Annotated in this window: 22 protein-coding genes and 1 riboswitch; of the genes, 19 read left to right on the top strand and 3 right to left on the bottom strand. The window is 72.2% G+C overall.

Translation table 11 applies throughout. From position 1 onward, the window contains the following. Window positions 1-44: 44 nt before the first annotated feature. From AB0I81_RS02790 to AB0I81_RS02770, 5 genes are all read left to right on the top strand, one after another. Window positions 45-743 carry a DsbA family oxidoreductase gene (locus tag AB0I81_RS02790; RefSeq protein ID WP_360648756.1) on the top strand — a complete coding sequence of 233 codons (699 nt, stop codon included), beginning with the start codon at window positions 45-47 and terminating at the stop codon, window positions 741-743. Between the two features lie 41 nt (window positions 744-784). Next, window positions 785-1,081: a hypothetical protein gene (locus AB0I81_RS02785; protein ID WP_360648753.1), complete on the top strand. Its 297-nt coding sequence runs from the start codon at window positions 785-787 to the stop codon at window positions 1,079-1,081. A gap of 164 nt (window positions 1,082-1,245) precedes the next feature. Continuing rightward, on the top strand, window positions 1,246-1,935 hold the full coding sequence (locus AB0I81_RS02780; RefSeq protein WP_360648751.1) for a gamma-glutamyl-gamma-aminobutyrate hydrolase family protein: 690 nt from the start codon (window positions 1,246-1,248) through the stop codon (window positions 1,933-1,935). 9 nt (window positions 1,936-1,944) lie between these two features. Next, window positions 1,945-2,859, top strand: coding sequence for an alpha/beta hydrolase (locus AB0I81_RS02775; RefSeq protein ID WP_360648748.1), 915 nt, complete (start codon window positions 1,945-1,947; stop codon window positions 2,857-2,859). Between the two features lie 14 nt (window positions 2,860-2,873). Next, window positions 2,874-3,656, top strand: a complete 783-nt coding sequence (locus AB0I81_RS02770; protein WP_360650167.1) for an enoyl-CoA hydratase/isomerase family protein — start codon at window positions 2,874-2,876, stop codon at window positions 3,654-3,656. 219 nt (window positions 3,657-3,875) lie between these two features. Here AB0I81_RS02770 and AB0I81_RS02765 read toward each other — a convergent pair whose 3' ends face one another. Then, a complete protein-coding gene (locus tag AB0I81_RS02765) occupies window positions 3,876-4,463 on the bottom strand; it encodes an SAM-dependent methyltransferase (RefSeq protein ID WP_360648745.1) in 588 nt (195 codons plus the stop codon). A gap of 289 nt (window positions 4,464-4,752) precedes the next feature. Between AB0I81_RS02765 and AB0I81_RS02760 the strand changes: the two genes are divergently transcribed. The 13 genes from AB0I81_RS02760 (at window position 4,753) to AB0I81_RS02700 (ending at window position 20,022) form a co-directional block, all read left to right on the top strand. Then, a complete protein-coding gene (locus AB0I81_RS02760; protein ID WP_360648742.1) occupies window positions 4,753-6,375 on the top strand; it encodes a histidine kinase in 1,623 nt (540 codons plus the stop codon). Further along, window positions 6,372-7,058 carry a response regulator transcription factor gene (locus AB0I81_RS02755; RefSeq protein WP_360648739.1) on the top strand — a complete coding sequence of 229 codons (687 nt, stop codon included), beginning with the start codon at window positions 6,372-6,374 and terminating at the stop codon, window positions 7,056-7,058. Before AB0I81_RS02760 ends, AB0I81_RS02755 begins: the two co-directional genes overlap by 4 nt. Before the next feature lie 305 nt (window positions 7,059-7,363). After that, a complete protein-coding gene (locus tag AB0I81_RS02750; protein ID WP_360648736.1) occupies window positions 7,364-7,777 on the top strand; it encodes a hypothetical protein in 414 nt (137 codons plus the stop codon). Window positions 7,778-7,975: 198 nt separating this feature from the next. Beyond that, window positions 7,976-8,623: a phosphoribosylanthranilate isomerase gene (locus AB0I81_RS02745; protein ID WP_360648733.1), complete on the top strand. Its 648-nt coding sequence runs from the start codon at window positions 7,976-7,978 to the stop codon at window positions 8,621-8,623. Further along, window positions 8,616-9,434, top strand: a complete 819-nt coding sequence (locus AB0I81_RS02740) for a GNAT family N-acetyltransferase (protein ID WP_360648729.1) — start codon at window positions 8,616-8,618, stop codon at window positions 9,432-9,434. Before AB0I81_RS02745 ends, AB0I81_RS02740 begins: the two co-directional genes overlap by 8 nt. A 119-nt stretch (window positions 9,435-9,553) precedes the next feature. Beyond that, on the top strand, window positions 9,554-10,135 hold the full coding sequence (locus AB0I81_RS02735) for a CDP-alcohol phosphatidyltransferase family protein (RefSeq protein ID WP_360648726.1): 582 nt from the start codon (window positions 9,554-9,556) through the stop codon (window positions 10,133-10,135). Between the two features lie 4 nt (window positions 10,136-10,139). Next, window positions 10,140-12,644 carry a mannose-1-phosphate guanyltransferase gene (locus tag AB0I81_RS02730; protein WP_360648723.1) on the top strand — a complete coding sequence of 835 codons (2,505 nt, stop codon included), beginning with the start codon at window positions 10,140-10,142 and terminating at the stop codon, window positions 12,642-12,644. Between the two features lie 347 nt (window positions 12,645-12,991). Next, window positions 12,992-13,504, top strand: a complete 513-nt coding sequence (locus tag AB0I81_RS02725) for an FHA domain-containing protein (protein WP_360648720.1) — start codon at window positions 12,992-12,994, stop codon at window positions 13,502-13,504. 52 nt (window positions 13,505-13,556) lie between these two features. Then, a complete protein-coding gene (locus tag AB0I81_RS02720) occupies window positions 13,557-14,210 on the top strand; it encodes a MerR family transcriptional regulator (RefSeq protein WP_360648717.1) in 654 nt (217 codons plus the stop codon). A 134-nt stretch (window positions 14,211-14,344) separates the two neighbouring features. Continuing rightward, window positions 14,345-14,815 carry a bifunctional nuclease family protein gene (locus tag AB0I81_RS02715; RefSeq protein WP_090771501.1) on the top strand — a complete coding sequence of 157 codons (471 nt, stop codon included), beginning with the start codon at window positions 14,345-14,347 and terminating at the stop codon, window positions 14,813-14,815. A gap of 147 nt (window positions 14,816-14,962) precedes the next feature. Beyond that, complete coding sequence (locus tag AB0I81_RS02710) at window positions 14,963-15,583, top strand: MerR family transcriptional regulator (protein ID WP_360648714.1); 621 nt, start codon at window positions 14,963-14,965, stop codon at window positions 15,581-15,583. A 144-nt stretch (window positions 15,584-15,727) separates the two neighbouring features. Beyond that, window positions 15,728-15,829, top strand: a riboswitch (glycine riboswitch). Between the two features lie 177 nt (window positions 15,830-16,006). Continuing rightward, window positions 16,007-18,838, top strand: coding sequence for an aminomethyl-transferring glycine dehydrogenase (gene gcvP / locus AB0I81_RS02705; protein ID WP_360648711.1), 2,832 nt, complete (start codon window positions 16,007-16,009; stop codon window positions 18,836-18,838). A 374-nt stretch (window positions 18,839-19,212) separates the two neighbouring features. Next, window positions 19,213-20,022, top strand: coding sequence for a hypothetical protein (locus AB0I81_RS02700; RefSeq protein WP_360648709.1), 810 nt, complete (start codon window positions 19,213-19,215; stop codon window positions 20,020-20,022). A 49-nt stretch (window positions 20,023-20,071) separates the two neighbouring features. On the opposite strand, the gene AB0I81_RS02695 is transcribed toward AB0I81_RS02700, so the two are convergent. Further along, entirely contained in the window at window positions 20,072-20,416 is a 345-nt protein-coding gene (locus tag AB0I81_RS02695) for a hypothetical protein (RefSeq protein WP_360648706.1), read from the bottom strand. A gap of 83 nt (window positions 20,417-20,499) precedes the next feature. Here AB0I81_RS02695 and AB0I81_RS02690 point away from each other — a divergent pair, with 83 nt between their 5' ends. Next, a complete protein-coding gene (locus AB0I81_RS02690; protein ID WP_360648703.1) occupies window positions 20,500-21,090 on the top strand; it encodes an alpha/beta family hydrolase in 591 nt (196 codons plus the stop codon). Between the two features lie 49 nt (window positions 21,091-21,139). Here the strand turns inward: AB0I81_RS02690 and AB0I81_RS02685 are convergent, their stop codons facing one another. Then, window positions 21,140-21,331 carry a DUF5999 family protein gene (locus tag AB0I81_RS02685; protein ID WP_090931239.1) on the bottom strand — a complete coding sequence of 64 codons (192 nt, stop codon included), beginning with the start codon at window positions 21,329-21,331 and terminating at the stop codon, window positions 21,140-21,142. Window positions 21,332-21,344: the final 13 nt, after the last annotated feature.

Below are 21,344 nucleotides of genomic sequence, written 5' to 3'. Positions count from 1 at the left end.
TACGTACTTACGAAAAGTTAGCCGCTTCCCGTAGCGTGGCCGGCATGACCACCACCACGACCTTGACCGTCGACATCTGGTCCGACCTCGTCTGCCCCTGGTGCTACATCGGCAAGCGCCGCTTCGACCAGGCGCTGGCCGCCCACCCCGGGCGCGAACGCGTACAGGTGCGCTGGCGCAGCTTCGAACTCGACCCGGGCGGCAGCCGCGAGCCCACCCTCACCCTGCCGGAACGTGCCCACCGCGACCTCGGCGGCACCGGGAGTGACAACGACCGGCGCATGGCCATGGTCACCGACCTGGCCGCCAAGGAGGGCCTCGTCTACCGCCTCGACCGGGCCAGGCCCGTCAACAGCTTCGACGCCCACCGCCTCATGCAGTACGCCGAGCGCGAGGGCAGGGGAGAGGCGGTGCGCGAACGCCTCATGGGCGCCTACGTCGCCGAGGGCGCCGTGCTCTCCGACCACGAGACCCTGGTCCTGCTGGCGGCCGGGTGCGGCCTGGATCCCGGCGCCACCCGCGCGATGCTCGCGGGCGGCGACTTCGCCGAGGAGGTCAGGGCGGACGAGCGGCGGGCGATGGAGCTCGGCGTGTCCGGAGTGCCCACCTTCGTCTTCGGCGGCCGCTACGCCGTCTCCGGGGCCCAGCCGGCGGAGATCTTCGCCCAGGTGCTCGACGAGGCCTGGCCGAAGGGGCCCGCCGATCGGGGCGATGGCGTGTGCGAAGTCGGAGGCGCATGTTGAAAGCGGTTTCCGTACGCGGCCCCGAGGCGTACGATCCGGCCATGGCAGTCCTCCATCCCAGGCGAGTCGCCTGGGAAGGCGCGCGCACGTTCGTCTCGGCCGCGACCACGGAGGTCTACGGGTGGCTCGGCGAGACGATGGGGCACTACCTCGGCCTCATGTACCAGCTCCAGCTCGCGGAGACGCGCCTGCGGCTGCGGGGAGAAACGGACCTGGACGCGATGTACGAGGAGACGGGCGCCTGGCGGGCCCGCCTCGACGACCTCCTCGACACCCACCCCGGCACCGCCTCCATCCTCACCCAGCTCATCACCGAGACGGCCGCCCGCCTCCGGTGAGCCGCCCGCCGGGGCGGAGAAGGGACGAAGTCCGGAAACCCCGTGGGCCGGGATCCATGGGAGGGGTGACATATCGGAAAGGGTGTGCGCCATGATGGGGGATGGGGCCGTCACACACCGGAGCCGGCGGCCGCCCGGACTCCACCATGCCCCCTGGAGATCGCATGTCCCGACCGCTGATCGGCATCACGGCCTACTACGAAGCCGCCCGCTGGGGTGACTGGGTACGGGAGGCCGTGCTGTCCCCGCCCTCCTACGCCAAGGCGGTCGGCCGGGCGGGCGGCGCGCCCGTGACGCTGCCGCCGCTGGCCCCCAGCGCCGCCGAGGACTACGTGAGCGGCCTGCGCGGCGTGGTCCTGGCGAGCGGCGTCGAGGTGGGGGCCGACACCTACAACGGCGAACAGGACGGGCGCGTCCACGAGGCGCAGGCGCACCGCGACCGCTTCGAGCTGGCCCTGGCCAGGGCCGCCGTCCGCGCCGACGTGCCCATCCTGGCCATCGCCAGGGGCATGCACGTGCTCAACGTGGCCCAGGGCGGCTCGCTGATCCCCTGGCTGCCCGACGTGCTCGACAGCGACCGGCACACCGAGCCGGGCAGCGCCGGCCACCTGATCCAGGTCAGCGTCACCAGCAAGCTCGGCAAGGCCGTCGGCGACCGGGTCGAGGTGAACGCGCCGCACCACCAGTCCGTACGCCGCCTCGGCTCCGGGCTGCTGGCCGTGGCCTGGGCGGAGGACCAGATCGTCGAGGGCATCGAGCTGCAGGGGCACCGGTTCGGCGTCGGCGTCCAGTGGCACCCGGAACGCGGCGGGGACGATCGGCTCTTCGATGCGTTCATCGAGGCGGCCCGCTAGGCTGCGATCATGCCGCTGCACCCCCAGGCGCGGGAGTACCTCGCCCGGTACCCGTCGGATCCCAACGCCGACCTGGCCGCCCTCGATCCGGACGCGATCAGGGAAATGCGCGCGCAGGACGGCATGGCGGCCTACCGGGGGCCGCTGACCAAGCTGCCGTTCGTCCGCGACGAGTCGGCCGAGGGCGTGCCCATCCGCGTCTACCGGGCCGACCCCGGCGACCGCCCGCTGCCCGTGGTCGTCTACTTCCACGGCGGCGGCTGGGTCCTGGGCAGCGTCAAGCGCAACGACGCGGCGGCGCGCGACCTGGCCATCCGCACCGGCGCCGTGGTGGTGTCGGTCGACTACCGGCTGGCGCCGGAGCACCCTTTCCCGGCCGCCGCCGACGACGCCTGGACCGTCGTGCGCGACATCTTCGCCAGGCCCGCCTTCTACCAGAGCAACGGGGCCGTGGCGGTGAGCGGCGAGAGCGCGGGCGGCAACGTGGCCGCCGTCGCCGCCTGGCAGGCCCGCGACGCCGGCCTGAGGCTGGCGCACCAGGTGCTCGTCTGCCCGGTCCTCGACGTGGCCATGGACACGCCCAGCTACACCGACTACGCCAAGGGCTTCGGGCTGGAGGCCGCGGAGATGGCGTGGTTCGTCCGCCAGTACGCGCGCGACGCCGACCCGGCCGACCCGCTGCTGTCCCCGCTCCGCCTGCCCGACCTGTCCGGCCTGCCCCCGGCCACCATCGTGACCGCCGAGTACGACGTGCTCAGGGACGAGGGCGAACGCTACGCCGCCCGCCTGACCAAGGCGGGGGTCCCGGCCGCGCTGCGCAGGTTCGAGGGCGCCCTGCACGGCTTCTCCGTGCTGCCCGGCCTGTTCGACCAGGCGGTCGAGGCGCGCGAGTACGTCGCGGAGCGGCTGCGCGAATCCTTCTGAGGGAGTCGTCTTTGATGGAGTCCTACGCCAAGCTGAAGCTCGACACCCCGGCCGAGGGCGTGCTGCGGATCACGATCAGCGAGCCCGCCAGGCTCAACGCCGTGGACGCCGCGGCCCATCGCGAGCTGGGCGAGGTCTGGCGCGACGCCGACCGCGACGACGGCGTGCGCGCCATCGTGGTCAGGGGAGAGGGCAGGGCGTTCTCCGCGGGCGGCGACCTGTCCATGATCGAGGAGATGATGGCCGACCACGCCACCAGGCTGCGCGTGTTCACCGAGGCCCGCGACATCGTCTACAACGTGCTCAACTGCTCCAAGCCGATCGTCTCCGCCATCCAGGGGCCGGCCGTCGGCGCCGGGCTCGCGGTCGCGCTGCTGGCCGACATCTCCGTCGCCGGCCGTACCGCGCGGATCATCGACGGCCACACCAGGCTCGGCGTCGCGGCCGGCGACCACGCGGCGATCGTGTGGCCGCTGCTGTGCGGGCTGGCCAAGGCGAAGTACCACCTGCTGCTGTGCGAGCCCGTCACGGGCGAGCAGGCCGAGCGGATGGGGCTGGTCAGCCTGTGCGTGGAGGACGACCAGGTGCACGAGCGGGCCATGGAGATCGCCGTCAGGCTCGCGGCCGGCGCCCAGGAGGCGATCAGGCTCACCAAATACTCGCTCAACAACTGGCTGCGCCTGGCCGGTCCCTCCTTCGACGCCTCACTCGCGATGGAATTCCTCGGCTTCACCGGACCCGACGTGGCCGAGGGCGTACGCGCGCTGCGGGACAAGCGGCCGCCCTCGTTCGGCTGAGCGGGGGTGTGCTTCCCGGGGCCTCGGGTAGCGGGCTGTCGTGGAGGAGAGGAGGGATCAGCCAGCATCCAGACGCAGGCGGGAAGCCGCGGGGAGGTCCGGGGCCCGCGCCGCGAGGGGTTGAGCAGCAGCTCCCCGCCCACAGGCGCGGTCCGCCCGAGAACGGCGCCGATCGGGCGGCCGGACCCCCGCTTCCTCGCAATTGGGATCTAACGGGATCTAACGGGGCCTGCGGGCGTGGAAGACGAACGCCGGGGGAGTGTTGCGCCACACCGTACGCCCCAGCACCACCTCTTCGAACCGCTCGGCCAGCAGCGCGCGGAAGCGCCGCGCCGAACTCAGCGGGATGGCGTGAATGTAGGAGAACGTCGTGAACGCCGCCCCCGGGCTCATCGCCCCCGTCACCGCGCCCAGCAGGTCGAGCTGCAACGCGCGCGGGAACGCCGCCCACGGCAGCCCGCTCACCACCACGTCGGCCGTCCCCAGCCCGCGCTCCGCCAGCAGTTCGCCCACCCGGGTGGCGTCGTCGTTCACCACGTCCACCTTCGGGAAACGCTCGGCCAGCAGCCGCGCCATCGGCTCGTTCAGCTCCACGGCCAGGTGGTGGCCGCGCCCGCCCAGCCGCTGCTGGATCTCCGCGGTGAAGGGCCCCGTGCCGGGCCCGAGCTCCACCACGACCGGCTCACCGCGCTCCGGCACGGGAGCGCAGACGGCCGCGGCCAGGTGCCGCGAACTGGGCGCGAGCGCACCGATCGCCGCGGGGTTGCGCAGAAACTGGCCGAGAAGCATCGCGGTGTCGTTAGGCATGACTCGAATTTAGGTCCATAAGCACTGTGATCGCTCCCCCGTCCGGGCGGAGCTTGCGGCCACTTGGAGGAGACGCACTCCTCCCCACGGAGGAGCGGCCCCGCCCCGCGGGCGGATGCGGGGCCGTCTGGCCAGCGGGTGCAGGCCCGCCCCGCAGGCGGATGCGGGGCCGTCGGACCAGCGGATGCAGGCCCGCCCCGCAGGCGGCCGCGGGGCCCTCGGACCAGTGGATGCAGGCCCGCCACAGCGGCGGATGCAGGTGTGTCCGACCAGCGGATACGGTGGTGCCATGCGTTGGCGTGGCGTGCCGCTGGATGTCCTGCTCGCGGCCTCCGGGGTGGGCCTGGACCTGCTGACCACGGCGAACGCGGGCGACACCCGGTTCCTGCCCGCCGAAATGAACATCCCCATGGCGCTGCTGGTCGGCCTGCCCATGGGCCTGGTACGCCGCCGCCCGGTAGCCGTCTCCCTCTACCTGGCGGCCGTCCTGGCCGTCACCGACGAGCTGGGCTCCTTCACCTCCAACACGGCGCAGATCCTGCTCTGCGTGGCCCTGGGGGTGGCCGGATACGGCGCCAGGCCGCGCGCCGCCGCACTCGCCGTCGTCGCCGCGATCGCCGCGACGGCCATGAACATCGCCGACCCGGGCGTGCTGATCACCGGCAACATGTGGACGTACGCCGTGCTGCTGCCCGTCTTCCCCGCCGTGCTCGGCGCGTACCTGCGCAGCTCCGCCGAGCGCCTCGACGAGCGCGACGTCACCCCCGACGCGCTGCTCGCGGCCGGCGGCGTGGCCATCACGGTGCTCAGCACCTGGACCACCTGGCACTCCGGCACCCAGCCCGTCTGGGTGGTCGGCCTGCTGGCCGTGGTGGGCGGCCTGTCGCTGGGCATCGCCAGGAGGCTGCCCGGCCTGGTCTTCCTGCTGCAGGGCGTGCTGCTCGTCTCGGCCGACACCTACCTGAACGAAGCCGTCAACACCTGCGTCATCCTCACCCTCATCGCCATCGGCGTGTTCTCCATGCGCGTGGCGTCCTGGGCGTGGACCGCGGCCGCGTACGTGACCGGCACCCTCCTGACCGCCATCGCCGTCGTCGGCGACAACACCGAGATCACCCCCTTCCGCGTCGGCGTGCTGATGACGCTGGTCGCCACGCCCATCGCGATCGGCCGCTACCTGGGCGTGCGCAGGGCCGCCACGGTCACCGAGCGGCGGGTCGCCGAGGAGGCCGCCCGCGCCGCGGTCGCGCAGGTGCGCGCCGACCAGCTCGCCGAGCGCGAACGCATCGCCCGCGACGTGCACGACATCGTCGCCCACCACGTCGGCGCCATGGTGCTGCGGGCCAGCGCCGCCCGCTACACCGCCCCCGACGGGCCCGTCGCCGACGCGCTCAACGACATCCGCGAGACCGGCCACCAGGTGCTGCAGGACCTGCGCGACCTGCTCGACCTGCTGCGCGACCCCGACCGCCAGCCCGACCTGCTGGCCAACCCCGCCGACGTCGTACGCGAGTCCGCCGAGCGCATGTCCGCGGCCGGCCTCGTCGTCGGCCTCGACCTCGACCCGGCCACCGACCAGGCCCCGCTGATCGCCCGCACCTCGGCGGCGCGCATCGTCCAGGAAGGACTCACCAACGTGCTCAAACACGCAGGCCCCGGCACCCGGGTCCGCGTTTCCCTGACCTCCTCGGACGACGGGCTGGCCGTGGAGATCCGCAACGGCCGCCCGCCGACCGCCATCGAACGCCTGCCCTCCTCCGGGCGCGGCCTGGCAGGCATGCGCGAGCGCGTGCGCGCCGTCGGCGGCACCCTCAGCGCGGGCCCCGACGGCGAGGGCGGCTGGCTGCTGGCCGCCCACCTGCCCACCCGCCTGTCCCAGGGGAGCCACGGGAGCCAGGGGAGCGCAGCGTGATCCGGGTGCTGGTGGCCGATGACCAGGCGCTGGTACGCGCGGGCGTACGCATGTTGCTGCAGGCCACGGGCGACATGGAGGTCGTGGGCGAGGCCGAGGACGGCGCCGAGGCCGTGCGCCTGGCCGAGCGCCACCTGCCCGACGTGATCCTCATGGACCTGCGGATGCCCAGGGTGGACGGCCTGGAGGCCATCAGGCGGGTGCTCGCGGCCCGGCCGGGGGCCAGGATCGTGGTGCTGACCACGTTCGCCGAGGACGGCAACGTCTACGCCGCCCTGCGCGCCGGCGCGGTCGGCTTCCTGGTCAAGGACGACGAGCCCGAGCGCATGGTGGACGCCGTGCGCAGGGCGGCCGCCGGTGAGCAGTTGCTGGCGCCGTCCGTGCTGCGCCGGGTCGTGGCACGTTTCCTGGACGCCGAGGAGCGGGCCGTCCCGGCGGCGCCGTCCGGGCTGACCGAGCGCGAGGTGGAAGTGCTGGCCCTGGTCGGCACCGGCCTGTCCAACGCGGAGATCGCCGAGGAACTGCACGTCGGCGTCACCACGGTCAAGACCCACATCGCCGCCGCGATGGAGAAGCTGGGCCTGCGCAACCGCATCCAGGCCGCCGTCGTCGCCCACCGCACGGGCCTGGTGGACGCCTCCTTCCGCCCCGTGCACCAGCGCCGCGGCGGCACCGCGACCTGAGGCCCCGCCCGTACGGGGGGCCGGTGGCACCGCGACCTGAAGCCGCGCCTGTACGGCGGGGCCGGTGGCACCGCGACCTGAGGCCCCGCCCGTACGGGGGGCCGGTGGCACCGAGACCTGAAGCCGCGCCCGTACGTCGAGGTCGGCGGGCCGCACCGCGCGACCCGTACCGCAGGGCGAGGAGGGGCGGCCCCGCCGGGATACGCCAGCGGGCGTACCGGCGATTCAGCTCAGAGGCTGACGACCGGCGGGGGCCCGCGGCGCGAACATGTGGTTCCTTCTCCCGCAACGGCGAAAGGACCACCATGCCGGACACCTCCACCAGGCCCAGCGCCGACCGCACGGGCCAGGTCTCCGCCGGCCTCCTCTACAGCCTGCGCGTCGTCGTCATCGCCCACGCCGCCGCGCTGGCCGTGGCCGCCTCCTTCGCCGGCCAGGCGGTCGAGTCGGCGCCGATGTCCGCGACCCACGCCATGGCCGGCCTGGTCGTCAACCTCGTGGCCCTCATCCAGCTCATCCTGGCCGTCCTCCTGTGGCGTCCCGGCAGGGGAGCGGGCTGGCCCGCGCCGGCCAGCCTCGCCCTGCTGATCATCGGTCTCGCCCAGCACGTGCTCTCGCAGTGGCTGGGCGCGCACGTGCCGACCGGGGTGGTGCTGTTCGGCCTCATCACCGCCGTGCTGATCTGGGCGTGGTCCCCGGCAGCCGCCCGCCGCCGCTAAGGTCGGAGACGTGTATTTGACATCCACTCAGCCCTGGAAGGACTAAGATTCCTGGGTCGCGCCAGGTGGTTCGCGGTTCACAGCCCCGGCCAGTGCCTGGAGGGCTCCCCGCGCTGCGACCCCATGCCCTGGGGCCGTCCAACATGCCGTCTTGGTTATCGACGACACGCCAACCATAATCGATCGGAGCGACAGACGATGGCCATTCCCTCTCCGCCGTCAAGGGCAGAGCATCTTGGCCAGGGCAGGGTGTATGTGAAGATCTGCGGGTTGAGCCGGCCTGAGCACGTGGCCACCGCCGTCGCGGCCGGGGCCGACGCCATCGGGTTCGTCCTGACCAGGAGCCCCCGCCGGATCACCCCCGAGCGGGCGGCGGAACTGGCCGCGCTGGTGCCCGCGCACGTGCTCACCGTCGGCGTCTTCCGCGGCGAGGACCCGGAGACGGTACGAGCGGCGGCGCGCGCGGCCGGGGTGCGGGCCGTCCAGCTCCACGGCAAGCACCCGCACGCGGACTTCACCGCCCTGAAGGACCTCGGCGTCCGCCTGATCAGGGCCGTGGACGCCCAGGCCGACCTGCGATGCGGCGCCTACGACGAGGACCTGCTGCTCGTGGACGCCCCGCACGCCGGCTCCGGCCAGCCGTGGGACTGGGCCGCCGTGCGCGGCCGGCCCACGGGCCAGTGGATGCTGGCGGGCGGCCTGTCCCCGGCCAACGTGCGCGAGGCGATCGCCGCCGCGGACCCGTGGGGGGTGGACGTGTCCAGCGGCCTGGAGACCGCGCCGGGCGTGAAGGACTCGGGGCTGATCGAGGCGTTCCTCGGACAGGTGCGGGCGGCCGGTGGATGAGCTCGCCAGGGGCCCGGCCCTGAACCGTGGCGGCAGGGCCGCCGACCTGGCGCGCGCCGTGGACTTCCTGCACGGCTTCGCCCGCCGCAGGTCGCCGCGGCAGGTGCCGGTGCCGGGCGGGTTCGCGGTGCTCGACGACCGGTTCCCCGGCTCGTACGATGACAACAAGCTGATCATCCACCCGGCGTCGGCGGCGGCCGGCGAGTCCGCGCCCGTGACCGGTGAGGTGCTGATCGCGGCGGCCGACGAGGTGCTGGCCGGGCGCGGGCACCGGCTGGTGTGCGTGGACGACGACCGGCTCGGCACGGCGTGCGCGCCCGCGTTCGCCGCCGCCGGCTACGAGCACGAGACGAACCTCGTCATGGCCTTCCGCGGCCCGGTCCCGCACGACCCGCCGCCGGCCGAGCGGCTCGGGCTGGACGAACTGGCGCCCGTGTTGCGGCGCGACTGGCGCCGCACGCTGCCCCAGGCCACGGACGAGGCCATCGACGGGCTGGTCCGCCGGGTGGAGTTCCGGCGGGACGGCGCGTCGGCGGTGGGCTTCTGGGGGGTGCGCGCCCCGGACGGCTCGATCGCCGCCCGCGCCGACCTGTACGCCCACGGCGGCGTCGCCCAGATCGAGAGCGTCTTCACCGGCGAGGACCACCGCGGCAACGGCCACGCGCGGGCCCTCATGCGCGCCCTGCTGGCCCGGGCGGCCGAGGCCGAGCTCATCTTCCTGGTTGCCGACGCCGACGACTGGCCCCGCCACTTCTACGCCCGCCTCGGCTTCGAGGAAGCGGGCCGCACCCACGCCTTCCTGCGCACTTGACAAGCACCTGACAAGCGCCCGGCAGGCACCTGAGAAGCACCTGAGAGCTGGGCCGTGGCGGGAAAAGCCGGGCCCGTGCGGACCGCTGCGCCGCAGTTCCACGCAGTAGGGTCTCCTGCGTGAGTGAAACTTCCGCCGAGGACCGGATCTGGACGGTTCCCAACCTGCTGAGCTTCCTGCGCCTTCTCGGTGTCCCCGTGTTCCTCTGGCTGGTTCTCGTGCCCAAGGCGGACGGGTGGGCCATCGCCGTTCTCGCGGTGGCCGGTTTCACGGACTGGCTCGACGGCTGGATCGCGCGGGCGTTCAACCAGACGAGCAAGCTGGGGCGGCTGATCGACCCGGCCGCGGACAAGCTGTACGTGTTCGCCACCATCCTCGCGCTCCTGCTGCGCGACGTGATCCCGTGGTGGCTGGTCGTGGTCATCCTGGGCCGCGAACTCTTCGTCGCGAGTTTCATTCCTGTACTTCGCAAACATGGCTATAAGGCACTTCAAGTGCATTTCCTGGGCAAGGCTGCCATGTTCAACCTGATGTACGCGTTCCCGCTCCTCTTCCTTGCCTCCCATTCGGGGTGGTATGCCGAAATAGCCCGAATTGCCGGGTGGGCCTTCGCGCTCTGGGGAACGGGCCTGTACTGGTGGGCGGGGGTGCTGTATGTGGTACAGGTGCGCCAACTCGTAACGGCGGCCAAGAAGGGGTGATCGGGTGAAGGCGGTCGTCATGGCGGGCGGGGAGGGCACTCGGCTGCGTCCGATGACCGCCAACCAGCCCAAACCCCTGCTGCCCGTGGTCAACCGCCCGATCATGGAGCACGTCCTGCGCCTGCTCAAGCGGCACGGCGTCACCGAGACGGTGGTGACGCTGCAGTTCCTGGCCGCCCTCGTGCGCAACTACTTCGGCGACGGCGACGAACTGGGCATGAGCCTGCAGTACGCCACCGAGGACATCCCGCTCGGCACCGCGGGCAGCGTCAAGAACGCCGCCGACCGCCTGCGCGACGACCGATTCCTGGTGATCTCCGGTGACGCGCTCACGGATATCGACTTATCCGAAATGATCAGCTTTCATCGGGAGAACGAGGCCCTGGTGACGATCGGGCTGAAGCGGGTCCCCAATCCTCTCGAATTCGGGATCATCATTCTGGACGACGAGGGCCGCGTACAACGCTTCCTGGAGAAGCCCACCTGGGGCCAGGTCTTCTCCGACACCGTCAACACCGGCATCTACGTCATGGAGCCCGAGGTCCTCGACGCCGTGGCCGGTGGCGAGCCCGTGGACTGGTCCTCCGACGTCTTCCCCGCCCTCCTCGAACAGGGCGCCGCCATCTACGGCTACGTCGCCGACGGCTACTGGGAGGACGTCGGCACCCACGACAGCTATCTCAAGGCCCAGGCAGACGCCCTGTCGGGCAAGGTCGAGCTGGACATCGGCGGGTTCGAGCTGTCCCCGGGCGTGTGGGTGGCCGACTCGGCCTCGGTGGACCCCGACGCCATACTCAAGGGACCGCTGCTCGTCGGCGAGTACGCCAAGGTCGAGGCGGGCGCCGAACTGCGCGAGTTCACCGTGCTGGGCAACAACGCCGTCGTCCGCGAGGGCGCGTTCCTGCACCGCGCGATCGTCCACGACAACGTCTACCTCGGCCCCGGCACCCACCTGCGCGGCTGCGTCATCGGCAAGAGCACCGACGTGATGGCGGGCGCCCGCATCGAGGAGAACGCCGTCGTCGGCGACGAATGCGTCATCGAGGCCGAGGCGTACGTCTCCAGCGGGGTCAAGGTCTACCCGTTCAAGACCATCGAGGCCGGCGCGGTCGTCAACACCAGCGTCATCTGGGAGTCGCGCGGCCAGCGCAACCTGTTCGGCCCGAGAGGCGTCAGCGGCCTGGTCAACGTCGAGATCACCGCCGAGCTGTGCGTCCGGCTGGCCAGCGCGTACGCCACCACGCTGAAGAAGGGCGAGTACGTCGTCACCTCCCGCGACTGCTCCCTGGCCGCCAGGGCGCTCAAGCGGGCCGTCATCGGCGCGCTCACCGCGGGCGCCATCAACGTGCTGGACCTGGAGGCCGCCCCGCTGCCCGTCACCCGCTTCCACACCGGCCGCGAGTCGGCCGCCGGCGGCATCGCGCTGCGCACCACCCCCGGCGACCCGCAGAGCGTGGACATCGTCATCATGGACACCCGCGGCGCCGACCTGCCCCCGGCCGCCCAGCGCAAGCTGGAGCGGGTCTTCTCCCGGCAGGAGTTCCGCCGCGCCTTCCCCGGCGAGATCGCCGAGCTGACCTACCCCGCCAGGGCCGTGGAGGACTACACGCACGAGTTGCTGCGCCACGTCGGCGTGGCCGGCGTCAGGGACATGAAGGTCGTCGTGGACTGCGCGGGCGGCACCTCCTCGCTGGTGCTGCCCACCCTGCTCGGCCGGGTCGGCGTCGAGGTGCTCACGGTCAACGCCCGCCTCGACGACGTCTCGCCCACCGAGACGCTCGCCGGGCGCCGCCGCGACCTGCAGCGCCTGTCGGAGCTGGTCAGCTCCTCGCGGGCGGCCTTCGGCGTGCGTTTCGACCCGGTCGGCGAGCGCATCGCCCTGGTGGATGAGATGGGCCAGCTCATCGAGGAGGAACGCGCCCTGCTCGTCGTGCTCGACCTGGTCGCCGCCGAGCGCAGGGGCGGCCAGGTCGCCCTGCCGGTCACCACGACCAGGGTCGCCGAGCAGGTCTGCCGCTTCCACGGCGTGCAGGTGCAGTGGACCTCCACCGCGCTGGACGCCCTCACCTCGGCCGCCGCGGGCCCCGACATGATCTTCGCGGCCGACGGGCGCGGCGGCTTCGTGGTGCCGGAGTTCAGCCCCGCGATCGACGGGCTGGCCGCGTTCATGCGCCTGCTCGGCCTGGTCGCCCGCACCCGCCTGTCGCTCAGCCAGATCGACGCCAGGATCCCCGAGGTCAAGCTGCTCAAGCGCACCGTGCCCACACCGTGGGCGGCCAAGGGCGCCGTCATGCGCTCGGTCATCGAGGCCGCCGAGTCCGAGCCGGACGGCCACCGCGTCGACACCACCGACGGCGTGCGGGTGGCCCGCGAGGACGGCAGCTGGGTGCTGGTCCTGCCCGCCGCCGCGGAGCCCGTCACCGACCTCTGGGCCGAGGCCACGGATGTGGACGCCGCCCAGACCCTGCTGGAACGCTGGGCCCGGATCGTCGAGCGGGCCGCCGGCTGATCTCCCGGACGCGGAACCCGGATCGTCGGGCAGGCGGCCGGTTGATCGCCCGGACACTGGGCCCGGATCGTCGGGCGGGCCGCCGGCTGATAACGTCACAGACCGTGATCGGAAATGACGTGCCCACGGAGTGCGGAAAGATCGTAATGTAGAAACGCGCGGCGGCATGGACCACGGGGCGGGGGCGGCGGTAACTTTGTCTGCGTCCAAACCAACGTGCAGCGCCCCGTCTTGACCTTTGCCGCTGATCAGCGTAAGTTGCGGCATTCGCAAACTTGATAAAGCGAAGCGAGGCGCGCCCCTGAGCACCGTCGCCGCGTCTTCGCGGTAGGAGGCCGAGCCGATCGATGCCGAGCGTCTACTGCACGCAGTGCGGGCACGCCAACCCCGAGGATGCCCGTTTCTGTTCCCGCTGTGGGTCACCGTTGACCAGATCCGAGGTCCCGGGGGATACCACATCGACGATCTCCGTCGCGGGAATCGAGGCGTATGAGGCTGAGGCCGGCGACATGCTCCTCGCCGAGCGGGCGCTCGTCGAGCAACTCCCGCCCGGCACGGCATTGCTCACGGTCACCAGGGGCCCCAACCAGGGGAGCCGCTTCCGGCTCGACAAGGAGCTGACCACCACCGGTCGCCATCCGGAGAGCGACATCTTCCTCGACGACATCACGGTCTCCCGCCGGCACGTCGAGTTCTACCGCCATCGCGGCGGGCAGTTCTCGGTGCGCGACGTGGGCAGCCTCAACGGCACCTACGTCAACCGGGAGCGCATCGAGGAGGTTCCCCTGCACTCCGGAGACGAGGTGCAGATCGGCAAGTTCCGCCTTGTTTTCCTGATGCGGGGCAACTCCGGCGTATGAGCGAGCGCGGCGGGCGATCGATGGAGGCGGGAAGATCCATGCGGGGGCCCGCATGAGTTCTCAGGCGGCGCGCTCGCACATGAGCATCGGGGAGGTGCTCGCCCTGCTTCAGGGCGAGTTCCCCGATGTCACGATCTCCAAGATCAGGTTCCTGGAGGGCGAGGGCCTGATTGAGCCCGAGCGCAGCCCTTCCGGCTACCGTAAGTTCACCCATCTGCACGTGGAGCAGCTGCGCTTCATCCTCACCGAGCAGCGCGACCACTATCTGCCGCTGCGGGTGATCAAGGACAGGATGGCCGAGAGCTTCGGCCGTCCCCGCGCGGTGCAGCAGGCGCAGGAGATCAGGCTCAGCAGGGCCGAGCTGCTGGAGGCGGCGGCCATCGACGAGGAGACGCTCGCCGAGCTGGAGGACTACGGCCTGCTGACCCCCGTGGCCAGGCGCTACGACGAGGAGGCGCTCAAGGTGGCCCGCACCGTGGGCGCCCTGGCCCGCTTCGGCCTGCACGCCCGCCACCTGCGGGCGGTCAAGGCGGCGGCCGAGCGCGAGGCGGGCCTGGTCGAGCAGACCGTCGCCCCCATACTGAAACGGCGCCGTCCCGGGGCCATCGGCGAGGCGGACGAGGTCGCCAGGGAGCTGTCCACGCTCCTGCTCGACCTGCACGCATCCCTCGTGCGAATCGGTGTGCGATCGGTCCTTGGGCGCTGAGACCGTGGCGAGCTGGGAGGCGGAGGCACATTCCAGGCCCGCCGGGTGTTACGTTGAATTGCGAAGCCAAGTCAGCAGAAGCGATGATCGAAGAGAGCTGTGCCGGGTGACCGGTCAGGAATACGGAGCAGCCCGTGTTGCAGATGGAGGTCGTGGGCGTTCGAGTTGAAATGCCCACAAATCAGCCGATCGTCTTGCTCAAGGAGGCACACGGGGAGCGGTTCCTTCCTATATGGATCGGCATGACGGAAGCCACGGCCATCGCCCTGGCCCAGGCGGAGGAGCCGCCGCCGCGGCCGCTCACCCATGACCTCTTCCGCGACGTGCTGAGCGCCCTGGGCGTCGGCCTGCGCGCGGTCAACATCGTCGCCCTGCGCGACGGCATCTTCTTCGCCGATCTGGTGTTCTCCAACGGCGTGGAGGTGAGCGCGCGGCCGTCCGACTCGATCGCGCTCGCCCTGCGCACGGGGGCGCGCATCTTCGCCAGCGAGGAGGTCGTCCAGGAGGCCGGAGTCATCATCCCGGACGACCAGGAAGACGAGGTGGAGAAGTTCAGGGAGTTCCTTGACACGATCACTCCCGAAGACTTCGGCAGGGCGGGGTAGGTATTTCAGTGCATTTACGCTTCACGACGCGCCGAGCCGGATCGTTGACTGAGCATGGTCACGGTCCTACGGTGCAAGTGAAACCCGTGGTCGCCCTTTGCGTACCCCCAGATCAGGCCACGGGATGAGAGAAAGCCGGAGGTCCGCGTGGCGGTCAGCAGCGGCGAGGGAAAGACGGCCGGCCAGGAAGATCCGGTGCGGCGCGAGAGCGCGCGGCAGCGTGCCGGAGAGCAGGGTCTGCTCTTCGACGAGCAGCCGGCGGCGGTCCCGGACGACATCGGATACCGCGGGCCGACGGCCTGCGCCGCGGCCGGCATCACCTACAGGCAGCTCGACTACTGGGCGCGCACGGGCCTGGTGGAGCCGACGATCAGGGCCGCGCACGGCTCGGGCTCCCAGCGGCTCTACAGCTTCCGCGACATCCTGGTGCTCAAGGTCGTTAAGCGGCTGCTCGACACCGGAGTGTCGCTGCAGCAGATCCGCACGGCCGTGCAGCACCTGCGTGACCGCGGGGTCGCCGACCTCGCGCAGATCACGCTCATGAGCGACGGCGTCAGCGTCTACGAGTGCACCTCGGCCGACGAGGTGATCGATCTGCTCCAGGGCGGCCAGGGCGTGTTCGGCATCGCGCTGGGCCGGGTCTGGCGAGAGGTCGAGGGCTCCCTCGCGGAGCTGCCGGGGGAACGCGCGGCGGTCGAGGACAGCGTCCCGGCCGACCACCCCGCTGACGAACTCGCCCGCAGGCGCCGGGCCCGCCGTTCCGGCTGACCTCCGCCCGATCCCGTGATCCTGCCCGGCGCCACGCGTACGGGCAGGCGCAGCCATGAGGACGATGGGGCAGGAGGTGGGGCGTGGGGCCCCTCCAGAACGGCATTCGCGGCTTAAGGTAGTAATCTAGGACAGCAAGGCTGACGACCCCGTGCGGGAGAGTCCTCGAGGGCCACCGAGCCCCCGGGGCGCCGAAGGAGCAAACCTCCCCGGAATCTCTCAGGCACCCTGTACCGCTCGGGCGAGGCAACTCTGGAAAGCAGGCGCACCCGCCAGGCGCGCCTCACCGACGGTGCAAGCCCCACCGGGGGTGAAGCTCTCAGGTCGCGGACGGCCGTCACGGCGCCGCGCTGACAGAGGGGGAGATCCGGCACTCGTCCGCGCCCTGGCGCCGGTCTCCATAAGCCTCGGGAGGCACACCCCATGACCGATCTGTCAGCTCCGCCGTTCTCGTCCCGGCACATCGGCCCCTCGGAGGCCGAGCAGCAGCGCATGCTCGAGGCCGTGGGCTTCGAATCCGTCGCGGACCTGGTGGCGGTGGCCGTGCCCGAGGCCATCAGGGCCAAGGACCGGCTCAAGCTGCCGCCCGCGATCGGCGAGGCCGAGGCCATCGCCGAACTGCGCGCCCTGGCCGGGCGCAACCGGGTGCTCACCTCCATGATCGGCCTGGGCTACTACGACACGGTCACGCCCGCCGTCATCCGGCGCAACCTGCTGGAGAACCCGGGCTGGTACACCGCCTACACCCCGTACCAGCCGGAGATCTCGCAGGGCCGCCTGGAGGCGCTGCTGAACTTCCAGACCGTCGTCTCCGACCTGACCGGCCTGCCCGTCTCCGGCGCGTCCCTGCTGGACGAGGCCACCGCCGCGGCCGAGGCCATGACGCTGGCCCGCCGGGCGGGCAAGTCCAAGAGCGATGTCTTCGTGGTGGACGCCGACGCGCTGCCGCAGACCAAGGCCGTACTCGCCACCAGGGCCGAGCCGCTGGGCATCACGCTGGCCGAGCACTCACTGGACGGCGAGCTGCCCGAGTGTTTCGGCCTGCTCGTGCAGTATCCGGGCGCGTCCGGGCGGCTGCGTGACTTCCGCGCCGTGGCCGCCGCGGCGCACGAGGCCGGCGCGCTGGTCGTGGCCGCCGCCGACCTGCTGGCCCTGACGCTCGTCACCGCCCCCGGCGAGCTGGGCGCCGACATCGCGGTCGGGTCCTCGCAGCGGTTCGGGGTGCCGTTCGGGTTCGGCGGGCCGCACGCCGCGTACATGTCCGTACGCGAGGGGCTGCAGCGCCAGCTCCCCGGCCGCCTGGTCGGCGTGTCCGTGGACGCCGACGGCGACCCCGCCTACCGCCTGGCCCTGCAGACCCGCGAGCAGCACATCCGCCGCGAGAAGGCCACCAGCAACATCTGCACCGCCCAGGTCCTGCTCGCCGTCATCGCGGGCATGTACGCCGTCTACCACGGCCCCGAGGGCCTGGCCGGCATCGCCCGCCGCGTGCACCGCCACGCCACCGCCCTGGCCGGCGGGCTGCGGGAGGCGGGCGTGCAGGTCGTGCACGGCGAGTTCTTCGACACCGTGCTGGCCCGCGTGCCCGGCCGCGCCGCCGCCGTCGTGGCCGCCGCCGCCGAACGGGGCGTCAACCTCTGGCGGCGGGACGAGGACCACGTCCTGATCGCCTGCGACGAGAAGACCGGGACCGCCGAGGTGGCCGGGGTGCTGGCCGCCTTCGGCGCCGCCGGGACCGCGGTGGACCCGGAGAGCGCCCCCGACGCGCTGCCGGCCTCGCTGGCGCGCGAGGGCGAGTACCTGACCCACCCGGTCTTCCACAACCACCGCTCCGAGACCGCGATGCTGCGTTACCTGCGCAGGCTGCAGGACAAGGACATCGCGCTCGACCGTTCGATGATCCCGCTCGGCTCCTGCACGATGAAGCTGAACGCGACCACCGAGATGGAGCCCATCACCTGGCCCGAGTTCGCCGCCATCCACCCCTACGCGCCCGATGAGCAGGCCGAGGGCTACTGCGAGCTGATCGGCACGCTGGAGGACTGGCTGGCCGAGGTGACCGGCTACGACGCCGTCTCCATCCAGCCGAACGCCGGCTCGCAGGGCGAGTTCGCCGGGCTGCTGGCCATCCGCGCCTACCACCGGGCCAAGGGCCAGGGTGAGCGCGACGTCTGCCTCATCCCGTCCTCCGCCCACGGCACGAACGCCGCCAGCGCCGTCATGGCCGGCATGCGCGTCGTGGTCGTGGCCTGCGACGGCGAGGGCAACGTCGACCTGGCCGACCTCGACGCCAAGATCGACAAGCACCGGGACGCGCTGTCGGCGATCATGGTGACGTACCCGTCCACGCACGGCGTGTACGAGGAGAGCATCACCGAGGTCTGCGCCAAGGTGCACGACGCCGGCGGCCAGGTGTACGTGGACGGCGCCAACCTCAACGCGCTGGTCGGGCTGGCCAAGCCCGGCGAGTTCGGGGCCGACGTGTCCCACCTCAACCTGCACAAGACCTTCTGCATCCCGCACGGCGGCGGCGGCCCCGGCGTCGGCCCGGTCGCGGTCCGCGCCCACCTGGCCGCCTACCTGCCCGGCCACCCGCTGCACAACGGCACCCCGGTCGGGCCCGTCTCCGCGGCCCCCTACGGCTCGGCGGGCATCCTGCCGATCTCGTGGGCCTACGTCAGGATGATGGGCGCCGAGGGCCTCACCGCCGCCACCGAGCAGGCCATCCTGTCGGCGAACTACCTGGCCAGGCGGCTGGCCCCGCACTACCCCGTGCTGTACACCGGCCGCGGCGGCCTGGTCGCGCACGAGTGCATCATCGACCTGCGGCAGATCACCAAGGAGACCGGTGTCAGCGTGGACGACGTGGCCAAGCGCCTCATCGACTACGGCTTCCACGCGCCGACCATGTCCTTCCCCGTGGCGGGGACGCTGATGATCGAGCCGACCGAGAGCGAGGACCTCGGCGAGCTCGACCGGTTCGTGGACGCGATGGTCGCCATCCGCGGCGAGATCGCCAAGGTGGCCGCCGGTGACTACGACAGGACCGACAACCCGCTGCGCAACGCGCCGCACACGGCTGAGGCGGTCAGCGCCGACGAGTGGCCGCACCCGTACGCGCGCAGCGAGGCGGCCTACCCGCTGCCCTCCCTGCGCGACGGCAAGTACTGGGTGCCGGTGCGCCGCATCGACCAGGCCTACGGGGACCGCAACCTGGTCTGCTCCTGCCCTCCGCTGGAGGCGTACGAGGACTGAGAGCCTGCGGCGTGGGGGCCTCGTCACTTCGTGTACGAGGATTGAGAGCCTGCGGCGTGGGGGCCTCGTCACTTCGTGTACGAGGACTGAGAGCCTGCGGCGTGGGGGCCTCGTCACTTCGTGTACGAGGACTGGGATCGCCCGCCGGCACGGCGTTCCGGAGGCTGACACGCGCGGGCGCGGGGGTGGCGACCGGCCGCTCCCGCTCCGTCGTGCGGCGCCCCGCCCGGGGGCGTTCCGGCTGGTTGTGGCGTGAGGGTCGCGCCGGTCCTCCCGGCGGGCGGGATCGGGGCCAGGCCCAGGGCGTCAACTGAGCAGACATGATCGCCAGAAGTCGTTAGGCTTCGGTGCGACCGTCGCCCCAAGGAGCTCTCTTGACGTCCTCAGAGCTGGAGACCCCGCCCCTCGACACCGCCCGCCTCCTGGCGGAACGCGGTGACCTCGAGGCCGCCGCCGCGATACTGGGCGAGCTGGCCGCGGACCCGGAGGGCCCCGACAGGGCGCAGGCGGCCGTGGGGCTCGCCGTGGTGCTCGAACAGCGCGGCGACGTGGAGGCCGCCAGGGCCGCCGCCAGGACCGCGCTGGCCACCGGACACCCCGAGTACGCCGCGCAGGCCGCCTGCCACCTGGCCCAGGGGTTCGAGCGGGAGGGCCGCGAGGAGCAGGCCAGGGCCGCCTGGCAGGCCGTCCTGGGGGTCGGCACGGCGGAGTACGTGCCGCTGGCCCATCTCGCGCTGGCCCGCCTGGCCGTGGCCGCCGAACACCCCGAAGAGGTGGAGAAGGAGCTGCGCGCCGCCGTGCGGGCCGGTCTGGAGGCGGGCGACGAGCGGATCGCGGCGCACGCCGCGCAGCAACTCGCCGAACTGCTGGTGGAGCACGGGGAGCCCGGTGAGGCCGCTGAGGTGCTCCTGGACGCCCTGGAATTCGCTCCCGAGGACGAAGTGCCGGGGCTGCGGGTTCAGCTCGGCATCGCGCATCTGGAGCTCGCCTGCGCGGAATTCGCCGGCTGCGTGGAGGGCGGGGCGGACCCGCAGACCAACGCGCTGGCCATCGAGCTGCTCGCGCGCACCCTGCCGCTGCGCGGGCGCGCCGAGGACGCCGAACGGGTCTGGACGTACGGGCTGGGGCACGGGGACGAGACGCTGGCCGCCGAGGTGCTGCTCCGCTACCAGCGTGATACCTGATCCGGAACGCGTGACGGGAGTGGTCCCGGGCCGGATGGTCTGATCGCTCTCAGGGGCGTCTCATGATGACCGCGGCGGCGGCCACGTTGACGAGCACGATGGACAGCCAGGCGATCACCAGCCCGAAGGGCCCCGCGCTGGCCGAGACGGCCGTCAGGGGTATGCCGATGCCCAGCGAGCCGAGCACGATCGGGACCATCGGAGCGGTCGGATTGGGCCTCTTGCGCGGCATCGCCCCGTGATGGTGGAGCTCGGCCTGCACACGGGCCGCGATGGTGGCGTCGAGTCGCTCGACGAAGGAGTCGACGAGCGCGGCCTCGTAGTCGGGGCCGAGATCGCGCCGGGCGTCCAGAGTGGCCTGCAGCTCGTCCCGGAGAGAGCGATTTTCGTGCATAGGGGAAATGATCCCCCGCAGACGGCGCGCCGTCATCCGACCTGAGGGCTAAAGGTCATGTCCTCCCCAGGTACGGTGCTGCCATGCAGGTGATGACCCCGAGAGGGCCGGCGCTGGTGGAGATCGACGAGGTCACGGACCCGCGGCTGCTCCTGGTGCTGACCCACGGCTCGGCCGGGACGGTGGACGCCCCGGACCTGCTGGCCGTGCGCGAGGCCGCCCTGAAGGCGGGTGCCAGTGTGGCCAGGGTGACGCAGGCGTTCAGGGTGGCGGGGGCGCGGGCGCCGGGTTCGGCGGTCAAGCAGGACGAGGCGTGGGAGATCGTACTGAACGAGCTCCGGAGGCGCCTGCCCGGGCTGCCCGTGGTGCAGGGCGGGCGGAGCAACGGGGCGCGGGTGGCCTGCCGGACGGCCGGGGCGGTCGGGGCGGCGGCGGTGGTGGCGCTGGCCTTCCCCCTGCACCCGCCGGGACGCCCGGAGCGGTCACGGGCGGATGAGTTGCGCGGTGCCGGGGTGGACGTGCTGGTGGTGAACGGGGACCGGGACCCGTTCGGCGTGCCCGAGGCGGCTGACGCGGCCCGGCTGGTGGTGCTGCCGGGGGAGGGGCACGACCTCAAGCGCGACCCCGCCCGGGTGGGCGAGGTCGTCGCGGAGTGGATCACCCACTACGCGTAGGCGTGCTCTTTCGCACGCGCTGGTGTGGGTGGTCGTCCGCCGCGTGTGGTCAGGCTGCGCCGACCACGGGCCGGTGCGGCGCGATGACGGTGCCGCTGGGCAGGAGCTCACCGGTGTCCTCGAACAGGACTACTCCATTGCACAGCAGGCTCCACCCCTGTTCGGGGTGGCAGGCGAGGGTGCGTGCCGCCTCGCGGTCTGGCGCCTCGGCATCCGGACAGGCCGGGTCGTGCGGGCACATCGGCGTGCCTCCG

This window comes from Nonomuraea sp. NPDC050404, from assembly GCF_040655495.1.
In the GTDB taxonomy this organism is placed as follows: Bacteria; Actinomycetota; Actinomycetes; order Streptosporangiales; family Streptosporangiaceae; genus Nonomuraea.
This window is presented reverse-complemented; position numbering and strand designations above follow the sequence as displayed.

Excerpts from the sequence above, each read along its gene's own strand:
- AB0I81_RS02790 (WP_360648756.1), top strand. The coding sequence starts at position 45 with ATGACCACCACCACGACCTTGACCGTCGACATCTGGTCCGACCTCGTC.
- AB0I81_RS02785 (WP_360648753.1), top strand. The coding sequence starts at position 785 with ATGGCAGTCCTCCATCCCAGGCGAGTCGCCTGGGAAGGCGCGCGCACG.
- AB0I81_RS02780 (WP_360648751.1), top strand. The coding sequence starts at position 1,246 with ATGTCCCGACCGCTGATCGGCATCACGGCCTACTACGAAGCCGCCCGC.
- AB0I81_RS02775 (WP_360648748.1), top strand. The coding sequence starts at position 1,945 with ATGCCGCTGCACCCCCAGGCGCGGGAGTACCTCGCCCGGTACCCGTCG.
- AB0I81_RS02770 (WP_360650167.1), top strand. The coding sequence starts at position 2,874 with ATGGAGTCCTACGCCAAGCTGAAGCTCGACACCCCGGCCGAGGGCGTG.
- AB0I81_RS02765 (WP_360648745.1), bottom strand. The coding sequence starts at position 4,463 with ATGCCTAACGACACCGCGATGCTTCTCGGCCAGTTTCTGCGCAACCCC.
- AB0I81_RS02760 (WP_360648742.1), top strand. The coding sequence starts at position 4,753 with ATGCGTTGGCGTGGCGTGCCGCTGGATGTCCTGCTCGCGGCCTCCGGG.
- AB0I81_RS02750 (WP_360648736.1), top strand. The coding sequence starts at position 7,364 with ATGCCGGACACCTCCACCAGGCCCAGCGCCGACCGCACGGGCCAGGTC.
- AB0I81_RS02745 (WP_360648733.1), top strand. The coding sequence starts at position 7,976 with ATGGCCATTCCCTCTCCGCCGTCAAGGGCAGAGCATCTTGGCCAGGGC.
- AB0I81_RS02725 (WP_360648720.1), top strand. The coding sequence starts at position 12,992 with ATGCCGAGCGTCTACTGCACGCAGTGCGGGCACGCCAACCCCGAGGAT.
- AB0I81_RS02720 (WP_360648717.1), top strand. The coding sequence starts at position 13,557 with ATGAGTTCTCAGGCGGCGCGCTCGCACATGAGCATCGGGGAGGTGCTC.
- gcvP (WP_360648711.1), top strand. The coding sequence starts at position 16,007 with ATGACCGATCTGTCAGCTCCGCCGTTCTCGTCCCGGCACATCGGCCCC.
- AB0I81_RS02695 (WP_360648706.1), bottom strand. The coding sequence starts at position 20,416 with ATGCACGAAAATCGCTCTCTCCGGGACGAGCTGCAGGCCACTCTGGAC.
- AB0I81_RS02690 (WP_360648703.1), top strand. The coding sequence starts at position 20,500 with ATGCAGGTGATGACCCCGAGAGGGCCGGCGCTGGTGGAGATCGACGAG.
- AB0I81_RS02685 (WP_090931239.1), bottom strand. The coding sequence starts at position 21,331 with ATGTGCCCGCACGACCCGGCCTGTCCGGATGCCGAGGCGCCAGACCGC.